The organism is Spectribacter acetivorans (assembly GCF_031846305.1).
GTDB lineage: Bacteria > Pseudomonadota > Gammaproteobacteria > Nevskiales > Salinisphaeraceae > Spectribacter > Spectribacter acetivorans.
Genome location: NZ_JAVRHY010000018.1, coordinates 1 through 19,146, shown reverse-complemented (window position 1 = coordinate 19,146; position 19,146 = coordinate 1). Strand labels below are relative to the sequence as shown.

21 protein-coding genes are annotated in these 19,146 nt (G+C 67.2%); 10 read left to right on the top strand and 11 right to left on the bottom strand.

Annotation, left to right across the window (positions count from 1 at the left end):
• Positions 1-52 precede the first annotated feature (52 nt).
• The 4 genes from RM531_RS14385 to RM531_RS14370 are packed head-to-tail and all read right to left on the bottom strand — an operon-like array spanning position 53 to position 4,621.
• On the bottom strand, positions 53-1,378 hold the full coding sequence (locus RM531_RS14385; protein ID WP_311660233.1) for an MFS transporter: 1,326 nt from the start codon (positions 1,376-1,378) through the stop codon (positions 53-55).
• 7 nt (positions 1,379-1,385) lie between these two features.
• The gene (locus RM531_RS14380; protein ID WP_311660231.1) at positions 1,386-2,600 is read right to left on the bottom strand and encodes a class I SAM-dependent methyltransferase; all 1,215 of its coding nucleotides are present in this window, start codon (positions 2,598-2,600) and stop codon (positions 1,386-1,388) included.
• A gap of 4 nt (positions 2,601-2,604) precedes the next feature.
• Positions 2,605-3,366, bottom strand: a complete 762-nt coding sequence (locus RM531_RS14375) for a DUF1365 domain-containing protein (RefSeq protein ID WP_311660229.1) — start codon at positions 3,364-3,366, stop codon at positions 2,605-2,607.
• Positions 3,359-4,621, bottom strand: a complete 1,263-nt coding sequence (locus RM531_RS14370) for an NAD(P)/FAD-dependent oxidoreductase (protein ID WP_311660227.1) — start codon at positions 4,619-4,621, stop codon at positions 3,359-3,361. Before RM531_RS14370 ends, RM531_RS14375 begins: the two co-directional genes overlap by 8 nt.
• Before the next feature lie 153 nt (positions 4,622-4,774).
• Here RM531_RS14370 and RM531_RS14365 point away from each other — a divergent pair, with 153 nt between their 5' ends.
• The 3 genes from RM531_RS14365 to alkB all read left to right on the top strand — a co-directional run bounded on the left by RM531_RS14365 (position 4,775) and on the right by alkB (position 7,614).
• Positions 4,775-5,746 carry a malate dehydrogenase gene (locus tag RM531_RS14365; protein WP_311660225.1) on the top strand — a complete coding sequence of 324 codons (972 nt, stop codon included), beginning with the start codon at positions 4,775-4,777 and terminating at the stop codon, positions 5,744-5,746.
• Between the two features lie 144 nt (positions 5,747-5,890).
• A complete protein-coding gene (gene ada, locus RM531_RS14360; protein ID WP_311660223.1) occupies positions 5,891-6,967 on the top strand; it encodes a bifunctional DNA-binding transcriptional regulator/O6-methylguanine-DNA methyltransferase Ada in 1,077 nt (358 codons plus the stop codon).
• Positions 6,964-7,614: a DNA oxidative demethylase AlkB gene (gene alkB, locus RM531_RS14355; RefSeq protein ID WP_311660221.1), complete on the top strand. Its 651-nt coding sequence runs from the start codon at positions 6,964-6,966 to the stop codon at positions 7,612-7,614. Before ada ends, alkB begins: the two co-directional genes overlap by 4 nt.
• 3 nt (positions 7,615-7,617) lie before the next feature.
• On the opposite strand, the gene glpK is transcribed toward alkB, so the two are convergent.
• Positions 7,618-9,102 carry a glycerol kinase GlpK gene (glpK, locus tag RM531_RS14350; protein WP_311660220.1) on the bottom strand — a complete coding sequence of 495 codons (1,485 nt, stop codon included), beginning with the start codon at positions 9,100-9,102 and terminating at the stop codon, positions 7,618-7,620.
• A gap of 129 nt (positions 9,103-9,231) precedes the next feature.
• Here glpK and RM531_RS14345 point away from each other — a divergent pair, with 129 nt between their 5' ends.
• Positions 9,232-10,050 carry a DUF547 domain-containing protein gene (locus tag RM531_RS14345; protein WP_311660219.1) on the top strand — a complete coding sequence of 273 codons (819 nt, stop codon included), beginning with the start codon at positions 9,232-9,234 and terminating at the stop codon, positions 10,048-10,050.
• On the opposite strand, the gene RM531_RS14340 is transcribed toward RM531_RS14345, so the two are convergent.
• The 6 genes from RM531_RS14340 to arsS all read right to left on the bottom strand — a co-directional run bounded on the left by RM531_RS14340 (position 10,020) and on the right by arsS (position 14,884).
• Positions 10,020-10,766: an anti-sigma factor gene (locus RM531_RS14340; protein ID WP_311660217.1), complete on the bottom strand. Its 747-nt coding sequence runs from the start codon at positions 10,764-10,766 to the stop codon at positions 10,020-10,022. The two genes, RM531_RS14345 and RM531_RS14340, sit on opposite strands and share 31 nt — an antisense overlap.
• Entirely contained in the window at positions 10,763-11,347 is a 585-nt protein-coding gene (locus RM531_RS14335; RefSeq protein ID WP_311660215.1) for a sigma-70 family RNA polymerase sigma factor, read from the bottom strand. Before RM531_RS14335 ends, RM531_RS14340 begins: the two co-directional genes overlap by 4 nt.
• An 84-nt stretch (positions 11,348-11,431) precedes the next feature.
• Positions 11,432-12,154 (bottom strand): anti-sigma factor, encoded by a 723-nt coding sequence (locus tag RM531_RS14330; RefSeq protein WP_311660213.1) that lies wholly within the window; start codon positions 12,152-12,154, stop codon positions 11,432-11,434.
• Positions 12,155-12,718 carry an RNA polymerase sigma factor gene (locus RM531_RS14325; protein ID WP_311660211.1) on the bottom strand — a complete coding sequence of 188 codons (564 nt, stop codon included), beginning with the start codon at positions 12,716-12,718 and terminating at the stop codon, positions 12,155-12,157.
• Between the two features lie 45 nt (positions 12,719-12,763).
• Positions 12,764-13,876, bottom strand: a complete 1,113-nt coding sequence (locus RM531_RS14320; RefSeq protein ID WP_311660210.1) for a methyltransferase domain-containing protein — start codon at positions 13,874-13,876, stop codon at positions 12,764-12,766.
• A 45-nt stretch (positions 13,877-13,921) separates the two neighbouring features.
• The gene (arsS, locus tag RM531_RS14315; RefSeq protein WP_311660208.1) at positions 13,922-14,884 is read right to left on the bottom strand and encodes an arsenosugar biosynthesis radical SAM (seleno)protein ArsS; all 963 of its coding nucleotides are present in this window, start codon (positions 14,882-14,884) and stop codon (positions 13,922-13,924) included.
• An 80-nt stretch (positions 14,885-14,964) separates the two neighbouring features.
• On the opposite strand from arsS, the gene hemB reads away from it, so the two are divergent.
• The 6 genes from hemB (at position 14,965) to RM531_RS14285 (ending at position 19,074) form a co-directional block, all read left to right on the top strand.
• Entirely contained in the window at positions 14,965-15,978 is a 1,014-nt protein-coding gene (hemB, locus tag RM531_RS14310; protein ID WP_311660206.1) for a porphobilinogen synthase, read from the top strand.
• A complete protein-coding gene (gene aroE / locus RM531_RS14305; RefSeq protein WP_311660204.1) occupies positions 15,975-16,802 on the top strand; it encodes a shikimate dehydrogenase in 828 nt (275 codons plus the stop codon). The genes hemB and aroE overlap by 4 nt, the downstream gene beginning before the upstream one ends.
• A 112-nt stretch (positions 16,803-16,914) precedes the next feature.
• Entirely contained in the window at positions 16,915-17,409 is a 495-nt protein-coding gene (gene mntR, locus RM531_RS14300; protein WP_311660202.1) for a manganese-binding transcriptional regulator MntR, read from the top strand.
• 55 nt (positions 17,410-17,464) lie between these two features.
• A complete protein-coding gene (locus tag RM531_RS14295; RefSeq protein ID WP_311660200.1) occupies positions 17,465-17,749 on the top strand; it encodes a sll1863 family stress response protein in 285 nt (94 codons plus the stop codon).
• Entirely contained in the window at positions 17,746-18,429 is a 684-nt protein-coding gene (gene nfi / locus RM531_RS14290) for a deoxyribonuclease V (protein WP_311660290.1), read from the top strand. The genes RM531_RS14295 and nfi overlap by 4 nt, the downstream gene beginning before the upstream one ends.
• Before the next feature lie 75 nt (positions 18,430-18,504).
• The gene (locus RM531_RS14285) at positions 18,505-19,074 is read left to right on the top strand and encodes a hypothetical protein (RefSeq protein ID WP_311660199.1); all 570 of its coding nucleotides are present in this window, start codon (positions 18,505-18,507) and stop codon (positions 19,072-19,074) included.
• The last annotated feature ends 72 nt before the right edge of the window (positions 19,075-19,146 follow it).

Sequence of the window (19,146 nt, the reverse complement as noted above, 5' to 3'; positions counted from 1 at the left end):
TCACCCGGAGATGTCGATACGGTGTCGCGATTGCGACAGACCGGTTACCGATTTATGACGACGAGGCCGACTCGATGCTGGCCTGCAGATGCGCATGCCGTTCCCGCCCCAGCGGGAAACGCCACATGAGCGCCACCACGCCGACCTTCACCGCGACAGGCAGAACGCCGTAGAGCAGCGCGAGTACCACCAGGGAGCCATCACTGTTGCTCTCGGCCGAGGCATCGAAGCCGGACCACTCGAGAATCGGGAAGGCCACCAGCGACAAGGCGAAAGCCAGCTTGGTGGCCATGCCCCAGAGGCCGAAATACAGCCCGGCCCGACCGTCGCCGCCACCCGCCGTGTCCTCGTCGATGACATCCGCCTGAATCGAGGCGGGGATGGCCTGATCGATGCCGAGCACGCTGCCGCCCAGAATGCAGATCAGCGCGTAGCCCAGATAATCCCCCTCGCCGAGCAGCGGCACGAACGCGAACACCGCCGAAACGAACAGCATCGAGGTGCACCACAGCCGGTGCTTGCTCCAGCCCCGCCCCAGCCACAGCCACACCGGCAAACCGGCGATGGCGGACAGGAAATAGACCCCCAGGAAGGCACCAGCCACGATCTGGTCGCCCCCCAGCACATGCAGCACGAAGAACATGAACAGCGCGGCCGGCAAACCGTTGGCGGCCCCGTTGAGCAGATACGCAATCAGCAACCGCCGGAACGGGGCGTTGCCCGCCAGCAGCCGCAAGCCTCGGGCCCAGTCGGGCGGCTGTCGGCGGATGTGACGCGGCTCGGGCACCAGCCACAGGAAAATCCCGGCCGCCAGCGGCAGCCCTATCAGCAGAAACACGGCCACCGCCGCCAGCCCGGCGGCATCGCCACCCTGGCCACCGGCAATCAGAGCCGGCAGCGCGATCGCCACCAGCGTGCCCAGCGCAAAGAATCCTTCCCGGAAGGCAGTGACCCGGGAACGCTCGTCGTAATCGCCGGATAGCTCGGCCCCGAGCGTGGTGTAGGGAAGATAGATCAGCGTCCAGCCCAGATAGGCCAGCACACTCCAGCTCAGCAGATAGCCCCAGCCGGCGGAATCCGGCGGCACGAACAGGAACCAGGCGGCCACCATCAGTAGCGGCACGCCGGCCGCAATCCAGGGTCGGCGCCGGCCGAAGCGCGTGGGAAAACGGTCGGAAGCCCACCCGATGGCGGGGTCGGACACCACGTCGAAGAAGCGGGCCACGATCAGCATGGTGCCCACCAGCCCGGTGCCCAGCGCTGGCAGCGTCGCGTAATAGGCCGGCAGATAGACCACCAGGGGCAGCCCCAGCGCCGCCAGCGGCAGGCCGAGAACGCCGTAGCCGAACAGCTCCCGCAGCGTCCGGGGCGAGTGCACGGGCGGGTCAGGCCCGCTGCAAGGTGATCTGCATCAAATCGATGTTACCGGAACGGAAACCGGCTTCGCAGTAGGCGAGGTAGTAACGCCACATGCGCAGGAAGCGATCGTCGAACTGCTGGCGAATCGCCTGTCTGGCCGCCCAAGTGCCCTGATGCCAGCGGCACAGCGTTTCCGCGTAATGGCTGCCGTAGAAACGGGCGTCGGACGGCACCAGGCCCTGCGCGCGCGCCTGGCGCTCGAAGATTTCCGGCGAGGCGAGCATGCCGCCCGGGAAGATATAGCGCTGGATGAAATCGACTTCATCACGGTAGCTCGGAAACTGGGCGTGATCGATGGTAATGCCCTGGATCGCCGCGCGGCCGCCGGGCTTGAGCGCCCGCTGGATGGCACGGAAATACGACGGCCAGTAGTCCTCGCCCACGGCTTCGTACATCTCGATCGACGCCACGGCATCGAACTGGCCCTGCACGTCACGATAATCCTGCAGCCGGAAATCCACGCGATCATCCAGGCCGGCCTCGGCAGCCCGCTCGCGGGCGAATGCCAATTGCTCGGTGGACAGAGTGATACCGGTGACGCGAACGTCCGCCGCCTGCGCGGCATAACGGGCAAAGCCGCCCCAGCCACAGCCGATTTCCAGAATGTGATCACCCGGCCGGATCTCGAGCCGGTCCAGCAGTAACTGGTACTTGTGCCGCTGCGCCTCGGCCAAATCCGTCTCGGGCGTGTCGAACACCGCACTGGAATAAGTCCAGGTGTCGTCCAGCCACAGGCCGTAGAAATCGTTGCCCAGATCGTAGTGGTAGGCGATGTTGCGTCGCGAGCCGCGCCGGGTATTGCGCCGGCGCCGGTGCCGCCAGCCGCTCCAGGCCCGGGCCAGCCGGGTCACGCCGGGCACCTGCGGCACCAGATAATCCTCGTTGAGATGCAGCAGGTAGATCAGGTTGGCGAGATCGGGGGTATCCCAGTCGCCGTTCATGAAGCCTTCGGCAAAACCCAGTTCGCCGCCGGTCAGCACCCGGCTCATCGCCCGGGGGCCGCACAGCCGCAGCGTGGCGCTGGGACCGGGCATCTCGCCCTCGACCTCGCGCCGCTGGCCGTTGGGCAGCAGCACTTCGACACGGCCGTAACGCAGCCGCCCGATGCGGCTCAGCGCCAGCCGCAGCAGCCAGGGCAGCTGTTCGTTGACGCGGGGGAGAGACTCTTCACGCTTGGACATGGGATCAGGAAATATTGGGTCGATGCGGTTCGGGTTTGGCATGGAAGCGGGCACCCCGCCACCAGATCTTCAACGCCTGCCAGTGAATGGCCAGCGTCACTTTCACGGTCATGACCGGTATACGCAGGAACAGGGCCAAAAGGTTGCGATCTGCCAACTGCTGTCGATGACCCGACAGGGCGGTGGCGATGCGCTGGCTGCCATCGTCGGCAAGCAGACGGATGCCCAGCGCCATGCGCTCGCCCGGCGGCACCAGCCGGAAGCGGTAGCGCCCGGCCCTTTCCAGCAGCGGGGAAACGTGGAAGACCTTGGCCTTGTCGTGGCTACGGGTGAGATCCACCGGACCGCCGTCGTTGTGCAGCACGTAGCTGTGCTGTTCGCCGAAGGTGTTGTGTACCTCGGCGATCACGGCCACCAGAGCGCCGGCAGCGTTCTCGCAGTAATACAGGCTGATGGGATTGAAGCCGTAGCCGAGAATCCGCGGCATGCACAGCAACCGCACGCGGCCGCCGGCGTCGACACCCATGTCGGCCAGCCGGGCGCGCGCCCAGGCGGCCGGATCGCCGCCGTCCCGCGCGCCGTGATCGCGGTCGTGAAACGACATCAGATTGAAACGATTGCGCGAGAGCAGGCGCAGGCCGGCCAGATCGGCATCCAGCCGATCCAGGTCCAGCCACAGATAGAACGCGCGATAGGCGAACCGGTACCGCGGCGGCCCCGGCCGCCGGTGCACGATGCGGCAGTCGTAGAGGGTCGACTCAGGCAACGTCCGACTCCCACGGCGGGATGACGCCGAGTCCGCGGGCCACGGCCTCCCCGGCGGCGAGTCCGTCCTCGTGGAAGCCGTAACCGCACCAGGCGCCGCAGAACCAGACCCGATCGCGGCCCTGGATTTCGTCGAGCCTTGCCTGCGCGGCCACCGCCGCCCGATCGAACACCGGATGGCGATAGTCCATGCGCCGGATCACGGTGGCCGGATCCGGCTCGTGCAACGGGTTGAGACTGACCAGATAGGTCCGGTCCCCGGCAATGCGCTGCAGCCGGTTCATCCAGTAGGTTACGGCCACGCGCTGCCCGGTAATTCCGTCGTCCTCGGTCAGGTAGTTCCAGGAAGACCACACCGCCCGGCGCCTCGGCATCAGGCTGATATCGCTGTGCAGCACGGCATGATTGTCCTGGAACCCGAAGGCGCCCAGCAGTTCCCGTTCGGTGGGCGTGGCATCGGCCAGCATGGTCAGGCTGTCGTCCGCATGGGCGGCCAGCACCACCTGATCGAATAGTTCCGCGTTGCCGGTCCGGTCGATCACCGCCACGCCCTCGGCCCGGCGCTCGATGCGGACCACCGGCGTTTCCAGCCGCGGCGGTCGGGTCAGCGAGGCGATGATCCGGTTCACGTACTCGCGGCTGCCGCCGGTGACCGTGCGCCATTGCGGCCGGTCGCTAACGTTGAGCAGGCCGTGGTTGTCGAAGAAGCGCACGAAACTGGCCAGCGGGAACGACAGCATGCTGGCGGTCGGCGCCGACCAGATGGCGGCGGCCATGGGCAGCAGATAGCGGGTGCGAAACGGCTGACCGTAAACCTGCTCGTCCAGGAATTCGCCCAGCGACTGATCCGGCAGCGCGTCATCAGCCAGCAACTTCTTCGTCTGCCGGTTGAAGCGCAGGATGTCGACAATCATGTGGGTGTGCGAAGGCCGCAACAGATTGCTCGGCTGGGCGAACAACGTGCGCCAGTTATCCCCCGCCCATTCCAGACGGCCGCGATCGACCGACACGCCGAATGACATGTCGCTGGCCTGCGTGGCCACGCCCAGCGCCTTGAACAGCGCCTTCAACCGCGGATAGGCGGGCTCGTTGTAGACGATGAAACCGGTATCCACCGACTGGTCGCCGTCATCCACGGTATGGGTGTGACCGCCAGGCCGGGCCTGGGCCTCGAATACCGTCACCTCGTGCGCCTGCTGCAACAGCCAGGCCGCGCCCAGACCCGCAATGCCGGTCCCTACCACGGCAACGCGCATAGATTCTCCTTCGGAAATGCCCGGCCGTCCCGCCGGGCGGCCGCTACTATCCCCGATGTACGCGCCGGCTGCCAATCCGGTTGCTTTTTACGCCCCGGGCGATTTCGGCTATCATCGCGCGCCTTCCAGGCTCTCAGGGACGCAGGAGATTCCATGAAAACCCCCGTACGCGTGGCCATCACCGGTGGTGCCGGTCAGATCAGCTATTCGCTCATCTTCCGCATCGCCGCCGGCGACATGCTGGGACCGGACCAGCCGGTCATTCTGCAGTTGCTGGAAATTCCGCCGGCCATGGACGCGCTCAAGGGCGTGGTAATGGAAATCAACGACTGCGCCTTCCCGCTGGTGCAGGACATCGTCGCCACCGACGACCCCGACGTCGCCTTCGCGAAGGCCGACGTCGCCCTGTTGGTGGGCGCCCGGCCCCGCGGCAAGGGCATGGAGCGTGCCGACCTGCTGCAGGCCAACGCCGAAATCTTCTCGGTGCAGGGCAAGGCCCTGAATGATCACGCCAGTCGCGACGTCAAGGTGCTGGTGGTGGGCAACCCCGCCAACACCAACGCCCTGATCGCCAGCGCCAACGCGCCCGATCTCGACCCCGGCCAGTTCACCGCCATGACCCGCCTGGACCACAACCGGGCCCTGACCCAGCTGGCGCAGAAGACCGGCAAGCATGTCACCGACATCGAAGGCATGATCATCTGGGGCAACCACAGCGCCACCCAGTATCCCGACATCGCCCATTGCAAGATCGACGGCAAGGCCGCCGCCGATCTGGTCGACCAGAACTGGTACCGCAGCGACTTCATCCCCACCGTGCAGAAGCGCGGCGCGGCGATCATCGAGGCGCGCGGCGCCTCCTCCGCGGCGTCGGCGGCGTCGGCGGCCATCGATCATATCCACGATTGGGTGCTCGGCAGCGACGGCATCGTCAGCATGGCCATCCCGTCGGACGGCAGCTACGGCATCGAACCCGGCGTGATCTACTCCTACCCCGTGGTCTGCCAGAACGGCGGGTACGAGATCGTGCAGGGCCTGGACGTGGACGACTTCTCCCGCGAGAAGATGACCGCCACCGAAACCGAACTGCGCGAGGAACGCGCCGCGGTGGAAAACCTGCTGTAAGCGAAACGCGAAAGCGGAACTCGGAGAAGCCGGCCTCGTGCCGGCTTTTTCGTGGGCGGGGATTCAAGGGCAGAATACGGAGTGTCGGCGACCAATCGCATGACTACGCTTGGCGGCAGACGGTCAATCACGGAGACTCCTCCCATGAGCACGCCAGCACCCGACTCCGCCACCAACCGCCGCGCTGACGCGGCGCGCTGGGCGGCGATCACCGCCCGCGACTCGACCGCCGACGGCCATTTCTTCTACGGCGTGACCACCACCGGCGTGTACTGCCGCCCCTCCTGCCCGTCGCGTGCCGCGCGCCGCGAGAACGTGCGCTTCTTCACCGATGGCGCCGCGGCCGCGGCGGCCGGATTCCGTGCCTGCAAACGCTGCCGCCCGGACCTGCCCGCGTCGACCAACGCCAATGTCGCGGTGGTGGCGGCTGCCTGCCGTTTCATCGAAACCGCCGACACCGCGCCCGGTCTGGACGCGATCGCGGCCCACGTGGGTTTCAGCCCCTCGCATTTCCACCGGCTTTTCAAACGCCTGACCGGCCTGACCCCGCGCCAGTACGCCGCCGCCCATCGCGAGCAACGCCTGCGGCAGGAGCTGCGCGGTGGCGCGCCGGTGACCCGGGCCATCTTCGAGGCGGGTTACGGCTCCAGCGGCCGCTTCTACGAACAGGCCGATGCGGTACTGGGCATGACCCCCGGCGACTTCCGCGCTGGCGGCACCAACACCGCGATCCGCTTCGCCGTGGGCCAGAGTTCGCTCGGCGCGATCCTCGTAGCCGCCAGTCAGCGCGGCATCTGCGCCATCTATCTCGGTGACGATCCCGAGGCCCTCACCCACGAACTGCAGGACCGTTTCCCGCATGCCGAACTGGTCGGCGGCGATCGCGACTTCGAGCAACTGGTCGCCCGTGTCGTCGGCCTGGTCGAATCGCCGGAGACCGGCGCCGACTTGCCACTGGACATCCGCGGCACCGCCTTCCAGCAGCGTGTCTGGGAAGCGCTGCGGGCGATTCCGCCGGGCGAGACCGCCAGCTACACGGACATCGCCGCCCGCATCGGCCGGCCGAAATCGGTCCGCGCCGTGGCCGGCGCCTGCGCGGCCAACCAGCTGGCCGTGGCCATTCCCTGCCATCGCGTGGTGCGCAGCGACGGCAATCTGTCCGGCTATCGCTGGGGCGTGGATCGCAAGCGCAAACTGCTCACGCGTGAACGCCGGACATGAGCGGCCGCACTGCCGACCTGTTCGCCCCGGCCAAACACCGGGAAACCCTGGCCGAGGGCGCGATGATCCTGCGCGGCTTCGCACTCGACCGGGAAACCGCGCTGGCCGCCGCCATCGAGCAGGTAACGGCAGACACCCCCTTCCGGCACATGGAAACGCCCGGCGGCCATCGCATGTCCGCGGCCATGACCAACTGCGGCGAGCTTGGCTGGACCACGGACCGGCGCGGCTATCGTTACACCCGAGATGATCCCGAGACCGGGCGCCCGTGGCCGGCCATGCCGACCGTGTTCCGCGAGCTGGCGACCACCGCTGCCACCGCGGCCGGTTACACCGGGTTCGACCCCGACGCCTGCTTGATCAACCGGTACCAGCCCGGCGCTCGCATGGGCCTGCATCAGGACAGGAACGAACAGGACTTCGACGCGCCGATCGTCTCGGTTTCACTGGGCCTGCCGGCCACGTTCCTGTTCGGCGGCGACCGACGGGCCGACCGACCGCAGCGGGTGCCGTTGGAGCATGGCGATGTGGCTGTCTGGGGCGCGGCGGCCCGGCTGCGTTACCACGGCATCGCGCCGCTACGGGCGGGCTCCCATCCGTTCGCGGGCGAGGCGCGGATCAACCTGACCCTGCGCCGCGCGAGCTGACGGTCAGCCTGAACGCACTCGCTGAACGGCCGCCAGCCAGCCCTCGTACAGGCCCTGCATGGCCGCCGCATCGCGCTGCGGTGCGAAGGTCTGTTGCGCCTGCCACAGCGCGCCGATCTCCGCCAGTGAGTCGTACACGCCGACCTGCAGGCCGGCCAGATAGGCCGCCCCCAGCGCCGTGGTCTCGATCACGCCAGGCCGAGCCACCGGAATCTGCAGCACATCGGCCAGGCAGCGGCATACCCAGTCGTTGGCTACCATGCCGCCGTCCACGCGCAGCTCGGTGGGGGTGACCGCATCGTCGCCGATGACTTCCACCAGATCGCGGGTCTGATAGCAGGTGGATTCCAGCGCCGCGCGCACGATCTGCTTGATGCCGGTGTCGCGGGTCAGGCCGAAGATCGCGCCACGGGCTGCCGGGTCCCAGTACGGCGCACCCAGGCCGGTGAAAGCCGGTACCAGGTACACGCCGTCAGTACCGTCGATGGACTCGGCCATGGCCTGGGTTTCCGGCGCCTGCTCGATCAGATGCAGCGCGTCTCGCAGCCACTGAACCGCCGCGCCGGCCACGAAGATGCTGCCTTCCAGCGCGTAGGTGGTCTCGCCGTTCAGCCGGTAGCCCACGGTGGTGAGAAGACGGTGGCGCGAGGTCACCGCCTCGCGGCCGAGGTTCAGCACCAGAAAACAGCCGGTGCCGTAGGTGGATTTGACCATGCCGGGCTCGAAGCAGGCCTGGCCAACCAGTGCCCCCTGCTGGTCCCCCACCATGCCACCAATCGGAATCGCCGCGTCCAGGTGGTCGGCATCGATGCGGCCGAAATCGGCGGCGTTGTCATGGACGTCGGGCAGCAGGGCCCGCGGCACACCGAAGAACGCCAGCAATTCGTCATCCCAGTCCTGGGTGTGGATGTTGAACAGCAGGGTGCGCGAGGCATTGGAGGCGTCGGTGGCGTGGGCGCGCCCGTTGGTGAGCTGCCACAGCAGCCAGGTGTCGATGGTGCCGAAGGCCAGTTCGCCTGCCTCGGCTCGCTCGCGCACACCGTCCACGTTGTCCAGCAGCCAGCGGATCTTGGTGGCGGAGAAGTACGGGTCCAGCAGCAGGCCGGTGCGCGCCTGCAACCAGGCTTCGCGCTCATCGCTTCCGTGTTCGCGGCACCAGTCGGCGGTGCGGCGGTCCTGCCACACGATGGCGCGGTGAACCGGCCGGCCGGTGGCGCGGTCCCAGATGACAGTGGTTTCGCGCTGGTTGGTGATGCCGCAGCCGGCGATGTCGTTGGCCGCCACACCGGCATCGGTGAGTGCGTCGCGGCACACCGCCAGCGTGATCCGCCAGATTTCATCCGCATCGTGTTCCACCCAGGCCTCGGCCGGGAAGTACTGACGAAACTCGCGCTGGGCGCTGCCGACGATGCTGCCGTCACGGGCGAACACGATGGCGCGGCTGCTGGTCGTGCCCTGGTCAATGGCAAGTAGATAGACTGCGGACATGATCCGATCCGGCGGCGGCTTTGCGGCAGCTTTCCCGAAGCGCCGCCGGCGGGTCAAGCGCGAGGCCGGCGAGCAATCACGACTGAACCCGGTCTATTTACTTCAATCAGGACGAAAAAGACTGACCCCATGCGATTCATCAGCGTACTGCTCATCTCCCTGCTTGCCGCTGCCACCGCGCAGGCCGTGCCCACCGCTAACCTGTGGGAACACTGGACCGCACACGACGAAAACAGCACCGCTACCATCGATCACGCCGCCTGGAGCGAGTTTCTCGGTAATCATGTAGTGCCGGACCCGACCCTGGGCCTGAACCGGGTCCGCTACGGTGCGGTCAGCGCCGCGGACCGCAAGACGCTCGATACCTACATCCGCCGGCTGGAAAACGTGGCCATCGCGGATTACAACCGTCCGGTCCAGCGAGCCTACTGGCTGAATCTGTACAACGCCGCCACCGTGCGACTGATTCTGGAAAACTATCCGCTGGACAGCATCCGCGACATCGGCGGCGGCCTGTTCGGCCTGGGCAGCAACGCCTGGCAACAGAAACTGCTGACGGTGGACGGCAAACCCCTGAGTCTGGACGACATCGAGCACCGCATCCTGCGGCCGATCTGGGGCGACGGCCTGACCCACTACGGGGTCAACTGCGCCTCGGTGGGCTGCCCCAACCTGCGCGACAGTGCGTATCTCGGGGCTCGGGTGAACGAGCAACTGCGGGACAACGCGCGTGCCTACGTCAACAGCCCGCGCGGGGCGCGCTTCGATGACGGCCGGCTACTGGTATCGAAAATTTACGAGTGGTATCAGGTGGATTTCGGCGGCAGCGAAACCGGCGTCATCAGCCACCTGCGCCGCTTCGCCGAGCCGAGTCTGTCGGCCCGGCTGGATGCCGCCGACGATATCGCCGGCTACCGCTACGACTGGTCGCTCAACGAGGCCGAATAGGTCTCCGCGCCGGTCTCCGCCGTCACCGGCGCGATCGACACCGTCTGGCCGGTCGGCCGGCCGGTGGGCGAACCGCCGGGCGGTTCCACCGACACCGCGAGCGTGGCGCGATCGGACAGGGCCTGGGCCAGATTGGTCGGCAAAACGAAACTCTGTTCGCCGTCGGTCGGCAGCAATCCGAGTGAAACCAGTTCGCCAGTCGGGTTGTGCAGCCACAGTTGCAGCGACTTATGATCGGACACCTGGTAGCTGCCGAGCGTCTTCACGCGCAGTTCATGCTTGTCCGGACCGGCGGTAACCAGCCAGCCCACGCCGCGTGTTTCATCACGAATGAGGCTGACGTAGAGCGGCGTATCGGCGGGTGACAGCGTCGGCACCGGACTGTTGCCCGGTCCGACCATCATCAGTGCCGCCAGCACCAGCGTGGCCATCATCGAGGCCGCCGTCATGCCGCGCCAGAACCAGAGCTGCTGCCGCCAGTGATCGAACCCCAGCCGGTCGACCAGGCTCTGCCAGACGCCGGATCGCGGCGGACGCGGCGGCAGGTCCCGGGCCAGCGCGGATAGCCGGTGTTCCCAGGCGGCGACCTCGTCACGCAGAACCGCGTCGAACCGGAGGCGCTCGCCCACCATTCTGGCCTGTTCGGGTTCCAGCGCGCCAAGCACGTATTCCGCGGCCAGATAGGCCTGTTCGCTGTCGCAATCGCTGTGGCTCATGGCCGCTCCTTGAGGCGTTCGCGCAAGCGCGCGAGACCGCGTCGTACCCAGGTCTTGATGGTGGCTTCGGGCACCCGCAGGCGCTGGGCCAGTTCGCGGTAGGGCATGCCCCGGAAATAGGCCAGCATCAGCGCCCGCCGTTGATCGCGGGGCAGGTCGCCGAGGTAATCCTGTATCCGGGTCAGCGTCTGCATCGTCTCCTCGTGATTCTCCGGCTGCAGCGCGGCACGCTCGGCCAGTGCGGCATTGGTTTCGACCGACGTATCGTCAATGGAGCCCATCGGCCGTCGACGGCGCAGCATGTCCAGTGCCTGGTAACGCGCCACCGTCAACATCCAGGTCAAACCCGACCCGCGTTCCGGCGCGTAACTGCCGGCTTTCTGCCAGATCTTGACGAATGCGTCCTGAAGCGCATCTTCCGCCGCTTCCTCCGTCCCCAATATACGGATCAGCAGGGCCATAAGTTTCGGCGCGGTGGCCTGGTAAAGGCGCCGGAAGGCGCGCTGATCGCCCGCGGCCACCGCCTGCAGCCAGGCCGATATCTGCCCGGGTTCGGCGTTGAGGGAGGCGCGGGGGCGCATCAAGGTGGGACTCTGACTGCCGGTCAGTCGACCGGGCGGACCAGGCGGCGACTGCCTGACGAGCTGGCAAGCATGGCCGCTACCCTAGCCGGGCTGCCCGGTCAGCGGTTCGACCCAGAGCACTTCCCCGGTGGGCTGCCCGGTCGGCGAGCCGCCGGCCGGCTCCAGGGATACCGCCAGTTTGGCTGCGGCCGACAGGGCATCGGCCGCCTCGGGCGGCAGACCCATCCGGTGGCGTCCGGCCTGCGGCATCAGACCCAGGGGAATCGGATTGCCCGCCTCCGGCAGCAACCAGAGCTGCAGCGAGTGGTCGGCGTCGGTCGGATAGCCTCGCAGAGCCGTCACCTCGAGCCGGTCGCCGCGGTCCGCCGTCGTGACCAGCCAGCCGGCGCCGGTGGGCTCGTCGCGGATCACGCTGGCGTAGACCGGCGCACCCGCTTCACCTTCCACCCCCGGCCGGTCCGGCCCGAGCAACAGGACCAGTGCCAGCGCCACCGCGGCCAGGCTGGCGGCAGTGGCAAGCCCCTGCCACAGGCGCCGGCTGCGACGACGCCCCCCGGCCACCGACGACCGGCCAATGCCGGTGCCCAGCGCAATCCGCGACCAGACGTGGGCCGGCGGCGCGACGGGCTCGAGTTCAAGCCCGAGCTGACCGAGGCGCTGCTCCCACCAGGCGATCTCGCGCGCCAGCGACGCGTCGCCGGCCTGCAGAGCCATGTCAACGGCCACACGCTGCTCGGCGTCGAGTGTGCCCAGCACATACTCGGCGGCGCGCGTGTCCTCGGGTTGTGGCTCGTGGTCGTTCATCTAACGTGTTTCCACCAGGCATTCGCGCAGGCGCATCAGCCCGCGTCGTACCCAGCTCTTGACGGTTCCCAGCGGCGCGCCGAGGCGTGCCGCCAATTCCTGATGGGTCAGCCCTTCGTAGTAGGCCAGAATGACGCTACGACGCTGATCCGCCTGCAATGTGCCCAAGCATGTCCGCACCGCTGCCAGCGCCTCCTCGGTGACGTTCTCGTCCTGTGGCCCGGGCGAGTTCTCGTCTACCAGCAGCAGCGCCTCGACGTCCGGATCCTCCGGCATGCCGGTTTCCGGACGCTGGCGCCGAAGCATGTCCAGTGCCCTGTAACGGGCCACCGACAACAGCCAGGTCAGCGGCGACCCCCGATCCGAGGAGTAGGTGTGCGATTTCTTCCACACCTTGACGAAGGTGTCTTGCAACGCATCCTGTGCCCGCTCCTCGTTGCGCAACATACGGAGCAGCAGGGAATAGAGATGCGCGGACGTCGCCCGATACAGGTGCTGGAAAGCCTGCTCGTCACCACGACCGACGGCTTCCAGCCATTCTGCGAGCTGGGAATTGTCAGCCATGGAAGCGGCTCGGGGCAGCGATGAAATCCGTCATGGGAGCGTAGCTTAACAGCAGCCGCGCCCCTGATTGCCATCCGTGTAGCGGTCGCTGCCGGCCGGGCCGGGCGGGCGGGTGGTACCGTGAACCAGTGCCCAGGGCGCGTCCTGCGGCTGGCTCGGCGTGATACCCACAAAATCCTCGCCATAGGCGCCGCCAGTCAGGCGTTCGAAATCACGGTCGCTGACCGCCAGTCGTTGCCCGCGCGGGAAGTTCTGGCCGCGCTCGTCGATGACGGCTTGATAGGGGCCGCGGTAGAGCACCGCATGCCCGGCATCGCGCTCGGCCTGGGTCGGCCCCTTGGTGGCGACCAGCGTGACCGACCGGAATTCGATGCCGTCCACCACCTGCCAGGCCTCGTTCTGCCACTTGTCGTAGGCCACGCCGTGGAAGCCGGCGGCCGCGAAGGCATCGAGGAAGGCCGCCTCATGGAAGGCGCCGGAAATGCAGCCGCTCCAGAGCTGCGGGTCCCGCTTCAAGGCTTCGGGCACCGGACGATCGGCCACGATGTCGGAAATGGCCACCCGGCCACCCGGCCGCAGCACGCGGAAGATCTCGCCGATCATCTGCCGGCGGTCCCGCTCGGCCACCAGATTAAGCACGCAGTTGGAGATGACCAGATCGACGCTGGCATCGGGAATCAGCGGGCGGGACAGCCGCTGTTGATCCTGATGGGCTTCCAGCGCCAGCAGGTCATTGGTATCGGCCACCGTGCGCTTGGCGAGAAAGGCCTCGGTGTCGGCGAGATCAAGTGCCAGATCCTGGATGCGTCCCTTGTGGAAGATCACCCGGTCGCCGCCCAGCTGGCGCGCCATATCGGCCTGATGGCGGCGGGCCAGGGCCAGCATTTCGTCGTTCATGTCGATGCCGATGACGCGGCCTGTCTCACCTACCAGCTGGGCCGCCATGTAGCAGATCTTGCCCCCGCCGGAACCCAGATCCAGCACTGTGTCGCCGGTCTGCACGTAACGCGAAGGGTCGCCGCAGCCGTAGTCGCGCTCGACGATCTCGGCGGGCAGCATCTCCAGCAGGCTGCGGTCGTAGTCCACCGGGCAGCAAAGGGCCTCTTCCCGGGCCTGCGCCCCCTGGGTGTAACGCTCGACAACGCTGGCTGTGCTCATGCTCGTTTTCCTTGCTTGGCGGTCACGCGCGGGCGCGCCGGTGAGTCAGTTCAGGGCCCCGCCGCAGGACGATCCCTGGCCGGCGGTGCAACCGTAGCAGTGGTCAGCCACCGCAATCGACTGGCCGTTGAAATCGGTATCCAGCAGGTCCCGCAGGTGGGTTCGCGGCCGGTTCGTTGCTCCCAGCGGCACGTCCAGCATCTGGTTGAAGTCGCAATCGTAGACGTAGCCCCGGTAATCCACGCTCACCAGGCTCCGGCACATCACGTTGCGCGCATTCTCGGCGCGATGGGACTCCTGCAGCAACGCCATGTAATCGCCGAACTGCCCCTTCGACAGCAGGATGCTGCCGAAACGCTTGATCGGCATGTTGGCCAGCGTGAACAGGTCGTTGAACACGATCCCGAATTCGTCCGTCAGAAACTGCTTGTAATCCGCCTGGAGCTGCTCCTGCGGCGGCGGCAATGTCGGGCCGGCGGGGTTGTAGACCAGGTTCAGTGTCAGGCCGGAGTCCGGATGGCCGTAGCCGCGGTCGTTGAGTTTCTGCAATGCCTTGATACTGGCATCGAACACGCCCTTGCCGCGCTGCTTGTCGACATTGTCGGAGGTGTAACAGGGCAGCGACGCCACCACCTCCACCCGCAGCTCGGCCAGCAGATCCGGCACCCATTCGTAGCCGGGCTCCTCGATGATGGTGGGATTGCAGCGATCCATCAGATGGGTGCCTAGCGCCGCTGCCTCGCGCATCAGGTACTCGAAGTGCGGGTTCATCTCGGGCGACCCACCGGTCACATCCAGGTTGGCGATCGACTGGCGTTGAATGAAGTCCAGGGCCACGTCCATGGTCTCGCGGTCCATCAGCTCGGTGCGCCGCGGTCCGGCCGCTACGTGGCAGTGGGTACAGGCCAGATTGCACAGATAGCCAAGGTTCATCTGCAGCGTTTCCAGCCGGGCACGCCGCAGGGGCGGAAAATCGGTCTGCTGGAACAGCGGTTGAGTATCTCGCATCGGTGCCTCGGTTGTTGCCGGGCGGGGTGGCATCCCGCCCTTGATATACTCGCGCCGCGCCCGCCGCAGGAGCAAGCAACATGGTCCAGGCCTTTCCCGGACGCTACCCGCAGACCCGCCTCCGGCGCACCCGCGCCAGCGCCTTTGCCCGTCGTCTCACCCGCGAACGCGGCCTGACCACAGATGACCTGATCTACCCCGTGTTCATTACCGAGGGCGAACCAGTCGACGTGGCCGCCATGCCGGGCGTACGGCGACATACGCTGCACGGCCTGCTATCGGAGGCAGAACGGGCAGTGACGGCGGGCGTGCCCGCGCTGGTACTGTTCCCGGTGATCGACCCGGCCCGCAAGACCCCGGACGGCGCCGAGGCCGCCAATCCCGACGGCCTGGTGCCCGAGGCCATCCGCCGGCTAAAACGGGCCTTCCCGGAGCTGGGCGTGATCACCGACGTGGCACTCGACCCCTATACCAGCCACGGCCAGGACGGCCTGCTGGACGACGCCGGCTATGTGGTCAACGACCCCACGGTGGCGCAACTGGTGGCCCAGGCCCGCGCCCATGCCGCGGCCGGCGCCGACGTGGTATCCCCGTCCGACATGATGGACGGCCGCATCGGCGCCATCCGCGATGCGCTGGAGGCCGACGGCCACGTCAACACGCTGATCCTGTCGTATGCCGCGAAATACGCGTCCGACCTGTACGGCCCGTTCCGGGAGGCGGTGGGCTCGGCCGGCAACCTCGGTGGCGGCGGCAAGCACACCTACCAGATGCCGGTGAGCAACAGCGACGAAGCCCTGCGCGAGGTGGCCCTCGATCTTGAAGAGGGCGCGGACATGGTGATGGTCAAGCCCGGCCTGCCCTACCTCGATATAGTCCACCGGGTGAAGGATACCTTCGGCGTGCCCACCTTCGCCTATCAGGTGTCCGGCGAATACGCCATGCTCAAGGCCGCCGCCGCCAACGGCTGGCTGGACGAGCGCAAGGCGGTGCTGGAATGCCTGACCGCCTTCAAGCGGGCCGGGGCCGACGGCGTGCTGACTTACTTTGCAGTGGACGTGGCCCGCTGGCTGGCCGACGACTCGACGCCGTGACCGATCGCTACGCGGTGATCGGCAATCCGGTGGCCCACTCGCTGTCGCCGGACATCCATGCCGCGTTCGCCGCGCAGACCGGCCAGGCCATGCACTACGACCGCCTGCCGGCCGAACCGGACGCCTTTGCCGCCACCGCGCGGGCCTTTTTCGAGGCAGGCGGTCGCGGCCTCAATGTGACCGTGCCGTTCAAGCTGGACGCCGCCGACTTCGCCGATCGGCTCAGCGATCGCGCCCGAGCAGCCGGGGCCGTCAATACCCTGATTGCGCATGACCAGGGGCGGATCGAGGGCGACAATACGGACGGTGCCGGCCTGCTGCGGGACCTGCAGCACAACCGCGCCGTGACACTGACCGACCGTCGCCTGCTGGTGCTGGGCGCCGGCGGCGCCGCCCAGGGGGTGATCGGCCCGCTGCTGGCCGCCGAGCCCGCCAACCTGATCATCGCCAACCGCACGGCGTCGAAGGCGCAATCCATGGCCGAACGCTTTGCGGCGCAGGGACCGACTAGCGGCATCGGCTTCGCCGACCTGGCCGACAGCACGCCGGTGGACGTGCTGATCAACGCCACCTCGGCCGGACTGGCGGGCGCCCTGCCCGATCTGCCCGCCAATCTGCTGGCCCCCGGGGCCACGGCCTACGACATGGTCTACGGTGCCGCCTCGCAGCCGTTTCAGGACTGGGCCCGGCAGCATGGCGCCGCGGCCGTCTGCGACGGTCTCGGCATGCTGGTGGAACAGGCGGCCGAGTCCTTTCACCGCTGGCGCGGCGTGCGCCCGAATACCGCGCCGGTGCTGCGCCAGCTGCGGGCCGGAAACGGCTGACAGGGACGCCGGCGCAGGCCGCACGGAATAAATCAGAGGTTCCAGAACCGTCCGATATGGCAAACTGGGCTTCGTTGTCGCGCTGACGACGCCCTTCGCGAGCCCTGATTCCATGGCTGACAAATCCGTGCCGCACTCGCTGGAACATGTCAGTTCGCCGGACAGTCCGGGCGAAATGCTGTCCCCGGAGGCCCACGCCCGTCAGCACGCCCACGTTCGCAAGGCCCATGAATCCGAGCTGATCGAGGATTACGTCGAGCTGATTGCCGACCTGATCGACGCCAAGGGCGAGGCCCGGGCCGTCGAACTGGCCCAGCGCATGGCCGTCACCCAGGCCACGGTGGGCAAGATGATCCGCCGTCTGGGCGAACGCGGCCTGGTCAACAGCGAACCCTATCGCGCCATCTTCCTCACTGACCGCGGCCGCCGCATGGCGGAAACCTCGCGCCGCCGCCATCTGGTGGTGCTGCGTTTCCTGCGCGCCATCGGCGTGCCCGAACAGGCGGCCCGCCAGGACGCCGAGGGTATCGAGCACCACGTCAGCCGCGAGACCCTGACCGCGATGGCGGCGCTGGTCGAGTCACGAGACACGCCCGCCGATACTTGAAAACCGTCCCGCTGCCCCACAGCGTGCCTGCGTCACTCGACAACAGGACGCATCAATGTCCACGCGCGACGAATGGATCAACCGCATCAAGAGCAAGATCGACGAGGTCAACGCGGAAATCGATCGCCTCAAGGAAAAGGCCGGCCAGGCCTCGGATGATGCCAGGCATCAGTACGAGGATTACATGAACGAGCTGCGCGAACAGCGCGACAAGGCCGAGTCCCAGCTTTCCCGGGCGCGGGACGCCAGCGAGGCGGCGTTCGACGATATCCGCCAGGGCGCCGAGCACGCCTGGGATAGCCTGAAACTGGCCATTTCCCGCGCCCGCGACCGCTTCTGAGCCAGGCCGCAACGGGGCTGTCCGCCGCGCGACGCTGGAATCTGGCGCCGAAACAGGCAATCCAGCTGCAGCGGGAACTGCGCGATCAGCTCATTCTGGAAAACCAGCTCCCCGCGATCGCCACGATCGGCGGCGCGGATGTAGGTTTCGAAGATGGCGGTCGGGTAACCCGCGCCGCGGTGGCCGTCTGTGACGCCAGCGACATGACCCTGCTGGATCAGCAGATCGTGCGACAGCCAACCCGGTTTCCCTATGTACCTGGGCTGCTCTCGTTCCGCGAGGTACCGGCCATTGTGGAGGCACTCGAGGGCTTGCGCCGGCAGCCGGATCTGTTGCTATGCGACGGTCACGGCTATGCCCATCCCCGCCGGATGGGCGTGGCCTGCCACATCGGCCTGGCCACCGGGCTACCCACCATCGGTGTCGGCAAGACCCGGCTGGTGGGCGAGCACGAGCCGGTGCCGGCGGAACGCGGTAGCTGGTCCGCCCTGCGTGACCGCGACGAGATCATCGGCGCGGTGCTGCGGACCCGAACCCGCGTCGCGCCGGTCTACGTATCGCCCGGTCACCGGATCGATCTGCCGACCGCCGTTCGACAGGTCGTGGCATGTCTGCACAGGTACCGATTGCCCGAGCCGATACGGGTGGCCGACCGTCTGGCATCGGCCGGACATTTTTGATCACTCACCGGGGCACTGATAGCCTGCAACGCTGTCCGAGGCCCAACGCCCACTTTTCATTCGAGGACGTTAGTAATGCACATGCGAAAATTTTCCACCATGGCCGCGGCCACCCTGTTGGGGGTTGGCGCCTCCGTTTCCGGTGCCGCCGTCGCCCAGCAGGCCCCGGCTGCCTCACCCGCCCAGCAGGCGGAAATGCAGTCCGTGATCAAGGAATACCGCGAGGTTTCCAGCGAGCTGCAGGGCATCCGCAAGAAGGCCGTGGCCGAGAACCCGGATATCACGGAACAGCAGGAAACCTTCCGTAATCGCGTGGTCAGCGAGATGAAGAGCGAGGGCTACGACGTCGAGTCCAAGCGCGAATCCATCAAGGAGATGGGCACCGAATTGCGCGGTGAAGACGTCGCGGACGAGCGCCGCAAGGAACTGATCGGAAAGCTGCGCGCCGAACAGCAGGAGATGCGCCAAGCCCAGCAAAAGGTAATGCAGAAGCCGGAAATCCAGGCCAAGGCCGAGGAACTCAACGACGCAACCCTCGAGGCAATGCGTGAGCAGAACCCCAAAACGGATGATCTGCTGGCCCGCATGAAGGAGCTCCGGGGCGAACTCCAGGCGATGGCGCCCGCCCAGGGCGGCGGCCAGTAATACCCGGCGCGCTCAATCGTCGAGCAACCCAGCCCGGCCGTCGGCCGGGCTTTTTTGTGTCCGATCGCCCGG